A 13,206-nucleotide genomic window follows, 5' to 3' on the forward strand; every position below is an offset into this window, starting at 1 on the left:
ATTGGAGATCGCGCGATGACCGAGCAGAAGCCGACGGGGCGGCCTGATACGCCGTTTCCGAAGCACTGGCTGTACTACATCGCGATCAAGATCTCGCTGCTGGCCGGCGCCACCGCGCTGGTGCTGAAACTGTACGGGTTCTGGTGATGAGCACGCCCGCGCTTCGGCCGTATCTGCCCGAGGATGCCGCGGTCACGGCTGCGATCTTCGTGGCGTCGATCGAACAGCTCACTGCCGACGACTACAGCGAGGAGCAGCAGGAGGCATGGGCCTCGGCGGCCGACGACGAAGCCAAGTTCGCCGCGCGTCTGTCCGGTCAGCTGACGCTGATCGCGACGCTGCAGGGCGTGCCGGTCGGCTTCGCGTCGCTGAAGGGGCCAGACCACATCGACATGCTGTACGTGCATCCCGATTACGTCGGCCGCGACGTCGGCACGACGCTGATCGATGCGCTGGAGAAGCTCGCCGGCGCACGCGGGGCACTGATCCTCACCGTCGATGCCAGCGACAACGCCGCCGAATTCTTCGCCAAGCGCGGCTATGTCGCCAAGCAGCGCAACACCGTTTCGATCAATGGCGAATGGCTCGCCAACACCACGATGACAAAGTCGCTGGCGGATTCCGCCGCGCCCGGAGCTTCCTCATGAGCCGCGAACGTCTCTATCTCTACGACACCACGCTGCGTGACGGCGCCCAGACCAACGGCGTCGACTTCACCTTGCACGACAAGAAGCTGATCGCCTCGCTGCTCGACGATCTCGGCATCGATTATGTCGAAGGCGGCTATCCGGGCGCCAATCCGCTCGATACCGAGTTCTTCGGCACGGAACAGAAGCTGGAGCGCGCCACCTTCGCGGCATTCGGCATGACCCGGCGGCCCGGCCGCTCGGCCTCGAACGATCCCGGCATCGCGATGCTGATCGACGCCAAGGCGGATGCGATCTGCTTCGTCGCCAAGTCGTCGGAGTATCAGGTCCGGGTCGCGCTCGAGACCACCAACGAGGAGAACATCGCCTCGATCCGCGACAGCGTCTCGCTCGCCAAGGACAAGGGCCGCGAGGTGCTGGTCGATTGCGAGCACTTCTTCGACGGCTACAAGGCCAATCCGGAGTTCGCGCTGCAATGCGCCAAGGCGGCGTATGAGTCCGGCGCCCGCTGGGTGGTGCTGTGCGATACCAATGGCGGCACCATGCCGGACGAGGTCGAGGCCATCGTCGGCGAAGTGGTCAAGCACATCCCCGGCGCGCATGTCGGCATCCACGCGCATAACGACACCGAGCAGGCGGTCGCGAATTCGTTCGCCGCGGTGCGGGCCGGCGCGCGGCAGATCCAGGGCACGCTGAACGGCCTCGGCGAACGCTGCGGCAACGCCAATCTGTGCTCGATGATCCCGACGCTGAAGCTGAAGAAGGAATTCGCCGACAAGTTCGAAATCGGCGTCTCCGACGACAAGCTGGCGAGCCTGGTGCAGGTGTCGCGCGCGCTCGATAACATCCTCGACCGCGCGCCTAATCCGCACGCGCCCTATGTCGGCGGCAGCGCCTTCGTCACCAAGACCGGCATCCACGCGTCGGCGGTGCTGAAGGATCCGCAGACCTATGAGCACGTGCCGCCGGAGTCGATCGGCAATCACCGCAAGGTGCTGGTGTCGGATCAGGCCGGCAAGTCGAACGTGCTGGCCGAACTGGCGCGCACCAATATCCAGTTCGACCGCGACGATCCGCGGCTGTCCCGCCTGGTCGAGAAGCTGAAGGAGCGCGAAGCGGCCGGCTACGCCTACGAGTCGGCCAATGCCTCGTTCGATCTGCTCGCGCGTAGCACGCTCGGCACCGTGCCGGAGTTCTTCCGGGTCGATAAGTTCGACGTCAATGTCGAGCAGCGCTACAACTCGCACGGCCAGCGCGTCACCGTGGCGATGGCGGTGATCAAGGTCGAAGTCGACGGCGAGACCCTGATCTCGGCCGCCGAAGGCAACGGCCCGGTCAACGCGCTCGACGTTGCGCTGCGCAAGGATCTCGGCAAGTACCAGAAGTACATCGAGGGCCTCAAGCTGGTCGATTACCGCGTCCGTATCCTCAATGGCGGCACCGAGGCCGTCACTCGGGTGCTGATCGAGAGCGAGGACGAGGACGGCCGGCGCTGGACCACGATCGGCGTGTCGCCGAATATCATCGACGCGTCGTTCCAGGCGCTGATGGATTCGGTCGTTTACAAGCTGGTGCAGTCGAACGCGCCGGTGTGAGCCGTCGTTCACCGAACGCTTTCCTCTGAGTGCTGACAGTTCTGCGTAAGGGCGTACCGCCGAGATCCGGCGGTGCGCCCTTTGTTTGCGCGGCGGTTGTCAATGGCGTGCGACGCTGACAACATGCGCGCAACCAAACAACAGCCGCGGCGCGGTCCGCCGGCGGGTCAGGGAGAATGCGTGGTGGGTGAGGGGATGAACGGCGCGCAGTCAGTGGTGCGGACGCTGGTGAACTGCGGCGTTGAGGTGTGTTTCGCAAATCCGGGCACTTCGGAAATGCACTTCGTCGCGGCGCTGGATTCGGTCAGCGGAATGCGGCCGGTGCTGTGCCTGTTCGAGGGCGTGGTCACCGGCGCCGCCGATGGCTACGGCCGGATCGCCGGCAAGCCGGCCGTGAACCTGCTGCATCTCGGTCCCGGCCTCGCCAACGGCCTTGCCAATCTGCACAACGCCCGCCGCGCCGCGACGCCGATCGTCAACATCGTCGGCGACCACGCCGCCTATCACCTGCAATACGACGCGCCGCTCACCTCCGACATCGCCGGCTTTGCCCGGCCGGTGTCGAGCTGGATCCATGAATCCAAGAGTGCCGGCGCGGTGGCGAGCGATACGGCGCGCGCGGTGCAGGCGGCTAGCGCGGCGCCGGGCGGCATCGCCACGCTGATCATGCCGGCGGATGTCGCCTGGAATCCCGCCGCGCGCGCGGCGCAGAAGCTGCCGGAGATCGGTCCGGCCAAGGTTGCGGCTGGGACGGTCGAGGCGATCGCCAAGCTGCTCGCGAACGGCAAGAAGTCGGCGCTGCTGCTGCGCGGATCGGCGCTGCTCGGCGATGCGCTGGAGGCGGCTGGACGGGTCGCAGCCAAGACCGGCGTGCGGCTGCTGTGCGACACCTTCGCGCCGCAGACCGAACTCGGTGCCGGCCGCGTGCCGCTGGAACGCATTCCGTATTTTTCGGAGCAGATCACCGCATTCCTCAAAGACGTGGAGCAACTGATCCTGGTCGGCTCGAAGCCGCCGGTGTCGTTCTTCGCCTATCCCGGCAAGCCGAGCTGGGGCGCGCCGGAAGGTTGCCTGATCGATTATCTGGCGCAGCCGCATGAAGATGGCGCACAGGCGGTGAAGGATCTCGCCGCCGCGCTTGACGCGCCGGCCGAGCCCGCCGCCCGCACTCAGCTCGCGTTGCCCGAGCTGCCGAAGGGCAAGCTCAACTCGCTCGGCGTCGCGCAGGCGATTGCGCATCTGACGCCCGACCACGCGATCTACGCCGAGGAGGCCAACACCTCCGGCCTGCCTTTGCAGATGATCCTGCCCAAGGCACGGCCGCACACCCATCTGCCGCTGACCGGCGGCTCGATCGGGCAGGGGCTGCCGCTCGCGATCGGCGCGGCGATCGCGGCGCCCGACCGCAAGGTGGTGTGTCCTCACGGCGACGGCGGTGCCGCCTACACGATGCAGGCGCTGTGGACGATGGCGCGCGAGAAGCTCGACGTCACCGTGGTGATCTACGCCAACCGGTCCTACGCGATCCTCAACATCGAACTGCAGCGGGTCGGTGCTTCCGGCGCCGGCGCCAATGCGCTGTCGATGCTCGATCTGCACAATCCGGAAATGAACTGGATGAAGATCGCCGAAGGTCTCGGCGTCGAAGCCAGCCGTGCCACCACCGCGGAGGAATTCTCCGCGCAATACGCTTCGGCGATGAGTCAGCGCGGTCCGCGGCTGATCGAAGCCTTGATCTGAGGGAGCGGCCGATGACCCTGGATATCGTCGGCACGCTCCGGACCATCGTCGGCGAGGGCGGCGTGCTCGAGGCCGCCGAGCTGTCGAAGCGCTCCGCCGGCACCTATCGGTTCGATACGCTGAAGGCCGCGGCGCTGGTGCGGCCGACCTCGACCCAGCAGGTGTCGGAGATCCTGCGCTGGTGCCATGCTAACGGCGTTCACATCGTCACCCATGGTGGGTTGACCGGCCTCGTTCACGGCGCCGATGCCGAACCCAGCGAAGTCATCCTGTCGCTGGAGCGGATGCGCACGATCGAGGAGATCGACCCGAAGCAGCGCACCGCTGTGGCCCAGGCCGGCGTGCCGCTGCAGGCGCTGCAGGAAGAGGTGGACAAGCACGATCTGGCGTTTCCGCTCGATCTCGGCTCGCGCGGCACCGCCACGCTCGGTGGCAACGCCGCCACCAATGCCGGCGGCAACCGCGTGATCCGCTACGGCATGACGCGCGAGATGATCCTCGGCCTCGAAGTCGTGCTTGCCGACGGCACCGTGCTGTCGTCGCTCAACCATCTGATCAAGAACAACGCCGGCTACGACCTCAAGCAGCTGTTCATCGGCTCGGAAGGCACGCTCGGCGTCATCACGCGGCTGGTGCTGCGACTGCGCGAAAAGCCGCTCGCCACCAACATGGCGTTCGTCGGCCTCGACAGTTTCGATGCGGTGGCGAAGTTCCTGAAGCATTGCGACCGCGCGCTCGGCGGCACGCTGTCGGCCTACGAGGTGATGTGGCAGTCGTTCTACCGGCTGGTCACCAGCCCGCCAGCCAAAGGGCGGCCACCAATCGGGCAGGACCACGCTTACTACGTGCTGGTCGAAAGCCAGGGCTCCGACCTCGAACTCGACAGCCAGCGCTTCACCGCGGCGATGGAGGCGGCGCTGGAGTCCGGGCTGATCGCGGACGCGGCGATCGCGCAATCGGACGAGGATTGCCGCTCGTTCTGGGCGCTCCGCGACGACGTCGGCCAGGTGCTGCAAGGCGGCCTGCCGATCGTGTTCGACGTCTCGCTGCCGATCGCCGCGATGGAGGGGTATGCGGAAACGCTTCGGGAGACGCTGACCAACGAAATCGGCGAGCACCGGCTGTGGATCTTTGGCCACCTCGGCGACGGCAATCTGCATGTCGTCGTGCAGGTCAAGCCGATGGAGTATCTGGCGCTGCGGCCCAAGGTCGAAGCCTTGGTGTATCGCCCGCTCGCCGCCTGCAACGGTTCGGTGTCGGCCGAGCACGGCATCGGCCTGGAGAAGAAACCGTATCTCTACGTCAGCCGCAGCGCCAATGAGATCGCGCTGATGCGGACGCTGAAGCAGGCGCTCGATCCCAAGGGCATTCTCAACCCCGGCAAGATCTTCGACCCCGGCCCGGTGGTCGGGGGACGTTGATGTGATGTCGTCACGCCGCTGCAATCAGTAGCGCGCGTCCTTCGGCTTCTGGTCCTTCGGCCAGTCCTTCACCTTGCCGGGAAAATCCGGCCGTTCCATGTGGGTGAAGTATGCCGCGACGTCGACCGCTTCCTGGTCGGACAGCTCACCCTGGCCGAGCGGGAATTTGTTGTGGCTCGCGATCGGCATGTTGCGCTTGACGAAAGCGGCCGCGGTGTAGGTCCGGGCCATTCCGGCGCCGATATTGAACGAGCGCGGTCCCCACAGCGGCGGGTACACTACGCGGCCGGCCGCGTCCTTCAACCCTTCGCCGTTGTCGCCGTGACACACCGCGCAGCGCGCCGTGTAGATTTCCTTGCCGTTGTCGAGGTTCGGCACCAGCGACTGATCGACTTTGCCGACACCGCGGCCGGCGACCTTGTCCTCCGGCTTGGTCGAGCCCTGCATCCAGTCGAAATAAGCGACCATCGCTTTCATGTCGGGGCCGTCAACCGGCAGTGGCTTGCCGTTCATCGAGCGCAGGAAGCAGCCATTGATGCGGTCTTCCAGCGTGATGACGCGGCCGGCGCGCGGCGCGTAGCTCGGGAAGAATGCTGCGACGCCGACATAGGGGCTGCCGTCGGCGACGGTGCCGGCGTTGAGGTGACACGAGCTGCAATTCAGATCGTTGCCGACATTGTTCGGCAGCAGCGTGTGGGTTTCGGCATTCAGCCGCATGCCGCGCACCAGTTGCTCGGCGTTCGGCTGTGACAGGATATCGGCGATCCGCGGCGTTTCGAACCGCGAGGTATCGATCTTGGGATCGAGCGCGGCGCGAGCGGCGGCGATTTGCTCGGCCGTGACAGCACTGGCGTTGCCGCCCCAATTGGCGCGCACGAAGCTGAGGATGTCGGCGATCTCACGATCGTTCAGGCGGGCAAACGACGGCATCGTCCATACCCGCGGATGTGCGGTGGTCGCTGTCGTCTCCCAGCCGGTGAGGGTGATGTGCACCAGCGTCGCCGGATCCTTGGCGGCGATCGTCGGATTGCCGGCGAGCGGCGGGAACACACCGGGCACGCCGGCGCCGTCAGCGCGATGGCAATCGGCGCAAAACTGCGTGTAACCGAGACCGCCGGGCGTGGTGTAGGTCGACGCCGGCACTTCAGCCACAGCGGCAGCGGGCGCCGGCCGATCGGTCGGCAGAGCCTTCAGGTAGGTGGCGATCGCTGTGAGATCCTGATCGGTCATGTGCTGGGTCGAATGCCGGATCACATCGGTCATGCCGCCCGCCGCCGTGGCGAAACGGTTCTGGCCAGTCTTCAGCATCTGCACGGTGTCAGGCACCGTCCACAGTCCGCGCAGGTTCAGCGCATTCCAGTTTTCGACCTTGGCGCCGGCGAGATAGTCGCGGCCGTGTGGTCCGGCATCGCTCATCGCCTTTTCCTGGAAGGCGATGCCGCGCGGGGTGTGGCAGGCGCCGCAATGACCGAGGCCCTGCACCAGATAGGCGCCGCGATTCCACACCGCGTCCTGGTTCTGCTCCGGCTTGAACGGCGACGCATCGAGGAAAGCGACGTTCCAGAACGCCAGCCCGATCCGCATGTTGAACGGGAAGCTCATCTCCGGCGCGCGATTGGCCTGCGCAACCGGTGCGAGGCCCTTGGTCAGATACGCCCACAGCGCGGCCATGTCGTCGCTGCTGATCTTGGCGTAGGACGGATACGGCATCGCCGGATACAGATTGTGCCCGTCCGCCGCGACGCCCTTGCGCATGGCACGGTCGAACTCGCCGAACGACCAGCTGCCGATTCCGGTGGCGCGATCGGGCGTGATGTTGGTCGACCACAGGCTGCCGAACGGCGTGTCGAGCTTCAGGCCGCCGGCCATCGGCGTGCCGCCCGGCGCGGTGTGGCATGCGACGCAGTCACCAGCTCGCGCGATGTACTCGCCGCGCTTGATCAGCTCGGGGTCGACCTGAGCATCGACGGCCTTGAGTTTGGCGTCGACGGCGGGCGGCTGAATGATCCACAGCGCCACGCCTCCGATCACGACCAGCGCGGACGCGGCGAGGAAAGCGAGGGTCTTGGCTGTGCGGCCGCGGGAATGAGACATGGTGGACTCGACTCGATATTTGTTGCGGTGCGACGCTAGGCGCGACCCTGCGCCGCCTCAACTCGGGCCTACCACTTAGATCGTGAAGGTTTATCTGGCGAAGCGAATGATCGCTTTGCGCGCACCGGCAACGTGACCGCGTTCGGGTATGGTTAGCAGCGGCTCAAAAGCTCGACGCGAAACTACAGCCGTTCCGCAATCCCCGGCGGCATCTCACGCGTCGGCTGCGGCGCTGCGGCAGCTTGCAGCTTCGGCAGGATGTCTTCGACCTTGTCCGCTTTCAGAATCTCGACCGCGAGGTTGGGGCGGATGAAGGCGGTGCTGCGCATGTGCGCCAAGAGTTCGAGCAGCGGCTGCCAGAAACCGTCGATGTCGGCGATCAGGATCGGCTTGGTGTGACGGCCAAGCTGTTGCCAGGTCATCTGCTCGACGAGTTCTTCGAGCGTGCCGATGCCGCCTGGTAAAGCTACGAAGGCGTCGGATCGCTCGAACATCAGCCGCTTCCGCTCGTGCATGTCTTCAGTGACGATCAGCTCACTGACGCGACCGAGCGCAATCTCCTTGGCGCTGAGAAAGCCTGGAATGATGCCGGTAACCGCGCCGCCGTGATCGAGCACTGCGTTGGCGACCGCGCCCATCAGCCCGATCGCGCCGCCGCCGTACACCAGCCCGACGCCGTGCTCGGCGAGTTCCTTGCCGAAGGCCGTCGCTGCTTCGAGAAATCGGGGATTGCTGCCGGGGCCGGAGCCGCAATAGACGCAGACGGTCTTGATCTTGCTCATGGTGGCGGATGTAGCACCGCGGGATGACAGCGTCAAGACGACCTCCGCCATGCCTCTGCAACAGCCTGTTATGTCGCAAAGAATCGCATCTCAGGGTGCACGTCGGGAACGAAACACTATATGAAGGCGGACCCGATGGACGATGTCGTTCGCGAGCATGGATTCGGCTCTGCGGACCTTTTCAGGCAGCTTTGATGGCTCACCCACACTCGCATTCGAGCAGCGGCTCTCCTGTCGCGATTCCGGAAGACAAGATCGCACAGAAGGCGACGCTCGGCGGCACCCTGATGCATCTGTGGCCGTATATCTGGCCCGGCGACAGGTCCGATCTGAAGATGCGGGTGGTGTGGGCGATCGTGCTGCTGATCGCCGCCAAGGCGGCGACGCTGATCGTTCCGTTCACCTTCAAATGGGCGACCGACGCGCTGACCGGCGCTGATACCGCACCGATCGAGCCGTCGAACTGGACGCTTTGGCTGATCGCGTCACCGCTGGCGCTGACGGCGAGCTACGGTTTGGTTCGTGCTTTGATGGCGGTGCTGACGCAATGGCGTGACGGCATCTTCGCCAAGGTCGCGATGCACGCGGTGCGCAAGCTGGCGTACCGGACCTTCGTGCACATGCACGATCTGTCGCTGCGGTTTCACCTCGAGCGCAAGACCGGCGGTCTGACCCGCGTGCTGGAGCGTGGCCGGCTCGGCATCGAAGTGATCGTGCGGATGGTGATCCTGCAGCTGGTGCCGACCATCATCGAGCTGTCGCTGGTGATGGCGGTGCTGCTGTGGCAGTTCGACTGGCGCTACGTCGCGGCCGTGATGGTCACCGTGGTGTTCTACATGCTGTACACCTACAAGGCGACCGAGTGGCGGATCGGCATCCGCCGCCGCATGAACGATTCCGACAGCGACGCCAATCAGAAGGCAATCGACTCGCTGCTCAACTACGAGACGGTGAAGTATTTCGGCGCCGAGGAGCGCGAGGCGAAGCGCTACGACAAGTCGATGCGGCACTATGAGGATGCCAGCGTCGCGACCTATACGTCGCTGGCGGTCCTCAACGCCGGGCAGGCGGTGATCTTCACCTTCGGCCTGACCGCGACGATGCTGATGTGTGCCTCGGGCGTCCGCAACGGCACCAACACCGTCGGCGACTTCGTGATGATCAATGCGATGATGATTCAGCTGTATCAGCCGCTGAATTTCATGGGCATGGTGTATCGCGAGATCAAGCAGGCGATCATCGACATCGAGAAGATGTTCGCGGTGTTGTCGCGCAAGCCGGAGGTCGAGGATCGCGCCGGCGCCAAGCCGTTGGCGGTCGAAGCCGGCACCGTGCGGTTCGAGGACGTGAAGTTCGCTTATGATCCGGCGCGGCCGATCCTGAAGGGCCTCAACTTCGAGGTCCCGGCCGGCAAGACGGTGGCGATCGTCGGCCCGTCGGGCGCCGGCAAGTCGACGATCTCGCGGCTGCTGTTCCGGCTGTACGACGTCTCGGGCGGCCGCATCCTGATCGATGGTCAGGACATCCGCAGCGTCACCCAGACCTCGCTGCGCGCGGCGATCGGGATGGTGCCGCAGGACACCGTGCTGTTCAACGACACCATCCGCTACAACATCCGCTACGGCCGCTGGGACGCCACCGATGCCGAGGTGGAGGAGGCCGCCAAGACCGCGCAGATCGACGCCTTCATCAAGGCGTCGCCGAAGGGCTACGACACCGAAGTCGGCGAGCGCGGGCTGAAGCTCTCGGGCGGCGAGAAGCAGCGGGTGGCGATTGCGCGAACGGTTCTCAAGGCGCCGCCGATTCTGGTGCTCGACGAAGCGACCTCGGCGCTCGACAGCCACACCGAGCACGAGATCCAGGGCGCGCTGGAGCGTGTGGCACAAAACCGCACCTCGCTGGTGATCGCGCACCGGCTTTCGACCATCGTCGGGGCCGATGAGATCATCGTGCTCGATCAGGGGCGGATCGCCGAACGCGGCACCCATTCGCAATTATTGGCAGCGGGCGGGCTCTACGCCAGCATGTGGAACAGGCAGCGCGAGGCCGAAGAGGCGCGCGAGCGGCTGGCGCTGATCGGCGACGATGATTCACCGGTTCGTAAGCCGGAAATCGACGACGATCTGGCAACTTCGGCGGCGGCGGAGTAATCGTGTTGCAGCGCCATGCAACAGGCTTTCGAAGTTAGGGGACGTCCGATGTCCATCGTCAATTCCGTTCGCGCCCAGATCCCGCCGATCCATCGGGAGGGTTATCCGTTCGTCGGTGGCTTCGCGCTGGTGACGCTGATTCTGTTCTGGATCTGGTCGCCGCTCGGCTGGATCGGCACCGTGCTGACCATCTGGTGCGCCTATTTCTTCCGTAATCCGGCCCGGACCACCCCGGTGCGTGACGGGCTGGTGGTGTCGCCGGCCGACGGCCGCGTCTCGATGGTGGTCGACATCATCCCGCCGCCGGAGCTCGGCCTTGGCGCCAAGCCGCTGCCGCGGGTCTCGATCTTCATGAGCGTGTTCAACTGCCACGTGAATCGCAGCCCGGTCGCCGGCCGGATCGAGCGGATCGTGTATTCGCCCGGCAAGTTCATCAACGCCGAGCTCGACAAGGCCAGCGAAGACAACGAGCGCAATTCGATGGTGCTGTCGACCGAGCACGGCCAGATCGGCGTGATCCAGATCGCCGGCCTGATCGCCCGGCGGATCGTGTCGTTCGTCCGTGAGGGCCAGCCGCTGGTCGCCGGCGAGCGCTTCGGCCTGATCCGGTTCGGCTCGCGGCTCGACGTTTACCTGCCCGAGGGCACCAAGCCACTGGTCGCCGAAGGCCAGACCGCGATCGCCGGCGAGACCATCCTGGCCGATCTCAAGGGCGGCGACGCTGGACGGACTTACCGGACCGACTAACATCCAGGCCCGCCGGCCCGAAGGTTGCCATGATGGCCGAGCAGGATGGTGGTTCCGAGACGAGAGCGAAACCGATGCCTTTCGATCTGAATTCCCCTGAGACGCCGCGTCGCCGGTTCGGGCCGATTCCGGTGCGCCTGCTCGTGCCTAACGTCATCACCCTGCTGGCGATCTGCGCCGGCCTGACCGCGATCCGCCTCTCCACTGAGGGGCGGATGGAACTGGCGGTCGCGGCGATCGTGTTCGCGGCGGTGCTCGACGGTATCGACGGCCGCGTCGCCCGGATGATCAAGGGCCAGTCGAAATTCGGCGCCGAGCTCGACAGCTTGGCGGATTTCGTCAATTTCGGCGTCGCGCCGGGCCTGATCCTGTATTTCTGGCAGCTCCACGATTTGAACAACGTCGGCTGGATCGCCGCGATGGTGTTTGCGATCAGCGGCGGCCTGCGGCTGGCGCGGTTCAACGCCACCATGGACGACCCCAACAAGCCGGCGTTCGCCGCCAACTTCTTTACTGGCGTACCGGCTCCGGCCGGCGCCATCACCGTGTTGCTGCCGGTCTATATGGGCTTCCTCGGCGCGCCGACGCCGCCGGCGGTGCTGACCGCGGTCTATACGCTGCTGATCGCGTTCCTGATGGTGTCGCGGCTGCCGGTGTTCTCCGGCAAGACGGTGAAGATGCGGGTGGCGCCGGAAATGGTGCTGCCGCTGTTCGTCTCGGTGGTGTTGTTCATCGCGCTGCTGATCGGCTACCCGTGGCACATCCTGTCGGCCTGCTCGGTGCTGTACCTGCTCAGCCTGCCGGTCGGCTGGCGGTCGTATCGCGACCATCAGCGCAATGCCGCCGCGGACAAGGGCAAAGGCGCGCCTTCGGGGCAGAAACCGACCCTGGTCGTGAACGATCCCGTCCCACGCGACGACGACCGCCCGGCGCGGCTGAACTGACCGCGCCGCGACCCCTGCCTGATGCGGTGGTGCCACCGCAGCGGCGCCCCTTGGGCGGTATTCTGAAACTCGCTATAGGGCAGGGCTGTCGCCGATATTGAACGGTCGCCGCCAACGGACGGCCGGGTCTGGCGACGCTGGAGGACGCCCGTGAGCCAACCTGATTCCGGTCCTGTGCCGGCCGCCGTGCTCGAAGCCCTGGCCCGCTACGACACCCCCACGATCTGCAACGCCATGGAAGTGATCGCCCCCGAGCGGCGCGCGATCGGCTTTACGACCCGACCGCTGGTCTGCCCGTTCCCGCAGCTTCCGCCGATCGTCGGCTATGCCCGCACTGCGACCATCCGCGCCACCGTACCGTCCAGCCTGCCGCCGGCCGAGCGCCGAGCTAAGCAAATGGCCTATTACGAATATGTCGGCTCCGGCATCGGCCCCCGCATCAGCGTGATCCAGGACATCGACGGACCGGATGCCGGGTTCGGGGCGTTCTGGGGCGAGGTCAACAGCGCCGTGCACAAGGCGCTCGGCTGCCTCGGCGTGATCACCGACGGCTCGATCCGCGACGTGCCGCAATGGGCACCGGGCTTCCAGGCGCTGGCCGGCTCGATCGGCCCCTCCCATGGTCACGTTCACGTCACCGGCTTCGGAGCCGAAGTACGGGTCGCCGGCATGACGGTGTGTGACGGCGATCTGATCCACGCCGACAGCCATGGCGCGGTGGTGATCCCGCACCATCTGGCTGCGCACCTGCCGGAGGCGGCCGAACTCTGCGGCCGGCGCGAGGTCCCGATCCTCGAAGCCGCGCGAAGCGCGGAGTTCTCCCTCGACAAGCTGAAGCAAGCGCTCGCAAAGGCTTCGGAGATTCACTGAGTTCGGGCGACGGCGCCATTCGGCGGACCGCGGCTGTCACCGCCGCGGCGGCGCGCCCAGAAGACGGATGCTTGGTAATATTACGGGGTTGCTCGCCGCATCAGCGCTCGCGCAGCGCCGAATACTTTACCCGTCTTTAATGGCGAATGCATAGTTTCGGAACCGCTGCTCAGAACGATCAGTGCCGACGGCTCGCGCCGCGCGGCTGGTGTGTGC

The 13,206-nt window shown here is 65.8% G+C and carries 11 protein-coding genes; 9 read left to right on the plus strand and 2 right to left on the minus strand.

Features of this window, described 5'->3' with window-relative positions; all coding sequences use genetic code 11:
• Positions 1 to 15 precede the first annotated feature (15 nt).
• The 5 genes from HZF03_RS24535 to HZF03_RS09935 all read left to right on the plus strand — a co-directional run bounded on the left by HZF03_RS24535 (position 16) and on the right by HZF03_RS09935 (position 5,403).
• Positions 16 to 147: a hypothetical protein gene (locus HZF03_RS24535; protein ID WP_276510752.1), complete on the plus strand. Its 132-nt coding sequence runs from the start codon at positions 16 to 18 to the stop codon at positions 145 to 147.
• The gene (locus HZF03_RS09920; RefSeq protein WP_012495524.1) at positions 147 to 647 is read left to right on the plus strand and encodes a GNAT family N-acetyltransferase; all 501 of its coding nucleotides are present in this window, start codon (positions 147 to 149) and stop codon (positions 645 to 647) included. The genes HZF03_RS24535 and HZF03_RS09920 overlap by 1 nt, the downstream gene beginning before the upstream one ends.
• On the plus strand, positions 644 to 2,242 hold the full coding sequence (gene cimA, locus HZF03_RS09925; RefSeq protein WP_011157555.1) for a citramalate synthase: 1,599 nt from the start codon (positions 644 to 646) through the stop codon (positions 2,240 to 2,242). Before HZF03_RS09920 ends, cimA begins: the two co-directional genes overlap by 4 nt.
• A 195-nt stretch (positions 2,243 to 2,437) precedes the next feature.
• Positions 2,438 to 3,982 carry an acetolactate synthase large subunit gene (locus HZF03_RS09930; RefSeq protein WP_119017846.1) on the plus strand — a complete coding sequence of 515 codons (1,545 nt, stop codon included), beginning with the start codon at positions 2,438 to 2,440 and terminating at the stop codon, positions 3,980 to 3,982.
• 11 nt (positions 3,983 to 3,993) lie between these two features.
• Positions 3,994 to 5,403, plus strand: coding sequence for an FAD-binding oxidoreductase (locus HZF03_RS09935; RefSeq protein ID WP_119017847.1), 1,410 nt, complete (start codon positions 3,994 to 3,996; stop codon positions 5,401 to 5,403).
• Positions 5,404 to 5,427: 24 nt separating this feature from the next.
• Here HZF03_RS09935 and HZF03_RS09940 read toward each other — a convergent pair whose 3' ends face one another.
• Both HZF03_RS09940 and HZF03_RS09945 read right to left on the minus strand, forming a co-directional pair.
• Entirely contained in the window at positions 5,428 to 7,497 is a 2,070-nt protein-coding gene (locus HZF03_RS09940; RefSeq protein ID WP_119017848.1) for a c-type cytochrome, read from the minus strand.
• 182 nt (positions 7,498 to 7,679) lie between these two features.
• Positions 7,680 to 8,279, minus strand: coding sequence for an LOG family protein (locus HZF03_RS09945; protein WP_119017884.1), 600 nt, complete (start codon positions 8,277 to 8,279; stop codon positions 7,680 to 7,682).
• A gap of 194 nt (positions 8,280 to 8,473) precedes the next feature.
• Here HZF03_RS09945 and HZF03_RS09950 point away from each other — a divergent pair, with 194 nt between their 5' ends.
• From HZF03_RS09950 to HZF03_RS09965, 4 genes are all read left to right on the plus strand, one after another.
• Positions 8,474 to 10,429: an ABCB family ABC transporter ATP-binding protein/permease gene (locus tag HZF03_RS09950; protein WP_011157560.1), complete on the plus strand. Its 1,956-nt coding sequence runs from the start codon at positions 8,474 to 8,476 to the stop codon at positions 10,427 to 10,429.
• A gap of 15 nt (positions 10,430 to 10,444) precedes the next feature.
• The gene (locus tag HZF03_RS09955) at positions 10,445 to 11,176 is read left to right on the plus strand and encodes a phosphatidylserine decarboxylase (protein WP_267793661.1); all 732 of its coding nucleotides are present in this window, start codon (positions 10,445 to 10,447) and stop codon (positions 11,174 to 11,176) included.
• A 74-nt stretch (positions 11,177 to 11,250) separates the two neighbouring features.
• Positions 11,251 to 12,120, plus strand: a complete 870-nt coding sequence (pssA, locus tag HZF03_RS09960) for a CDP-diacylglycerol--serine O-phosphatidyltransferase (RefSeq protein WP_042441508.1) — start codon at positions 11,251 to 11,253, stop codon at positions 12,118 to 12,120.
• Positions 12,121 to 12,270: 150 nt separating this feature from the next.
• A complete protein-coding gene (locus HZF03_RS09965) occupies positions 12,271 to 12,990 on the plus strand; it encodes an RraA family protein (RefSeq protein ID WP_119017849.1) in 720 nt (239 codons plus the stop codon).
• The last annotated feature ends 216 nt before the right edge of the window (positions 12,991 to 13,206 follow it).

The organism is Rhodopseudomonas palustris (assembly GCF_013415845.1).
Taxonomy (GTDB): Bacteria; Pseudomonadota; Alphaproteobacteria; order Rhizobiales; family Xanthobacteraceae; genus Rhodopseudomonas; species Rhodopseudomonas palustris_F.

Excerpts from the sequence above, each read along its gene's own strand:
- HZF03_RS24535 (WP_276510752.1), top strand. The coding sequence starts at position 16 with ATGACCGAGCAGAAGCCGACGGGGCGGCCTGATACGCCGTTTCCGAAG.
- HZF03_RS09920 (WP_012495524.1), top strand. The coding sequence starts at position 147 with ATGAGCACGCCCGCGCTTCGGCCGTATCTGCCCGAGGATGCCGCGGTC.
- cimA (WP_011157555.1), top strand. The coding sequence starts at position 644 with ATGAGCCGCGAACGTCTCTATCTCTACGACACCACGCTGCGTGACGGC.
- HZF03_RS09930 (WP_119017846.1), top strand. The coding sequence starts at position 2,438 with ATGAACGGCGCGCAGTCAGTGGTGCGGACGCTGGTGAACTGCGGCGTT.
- HZF03_RS09935 (WP_119017847.1), top strand. The coding sequence starts at position 3,994 with ATGACCCTGGATATCGTCGGCACGCTCCGGACCATCGTCGGCGAGGGC.
- HZF03_RS09940 (WP_119017848.1), bottom strand. The coding sequence starts at position 7,497 with ATGTCTCATTCCCGCGGCCGCACAGCCAAGACCCTCGCTTTCCTCGCC.
- HZF03_RS09945 (WP_119017884.1), bottom strand. The coding sequence starts at position 8,279 with ATGAGCAAGATCAAGACCGTCTGCGTCTATTGCGGCTCCGGCCCCGGC.
- HZF03_RS09950 (WP_011157560.1), top strand. The coding sequence starts at position 8,474 with ATGGCTCACCCACACTCGCATTCGAGCAGCGGCTCTCCTGTCGCGATT.
- HZF03_RS09955 (WP_267793661.1), top strand. The coding sequence starts at position 10,445 with ATGCAACAGGCTTTCGAAGTTAGGGGACGTCCGATGTCCATCGTCAAT.
- pssA (WP_042441508.1), top strand. The coding sequence starts at position 11,251 with ATGCCTTTCGATCTGAATTCCCCTGAGACGCCGCGTCGCCGGTTCGGG.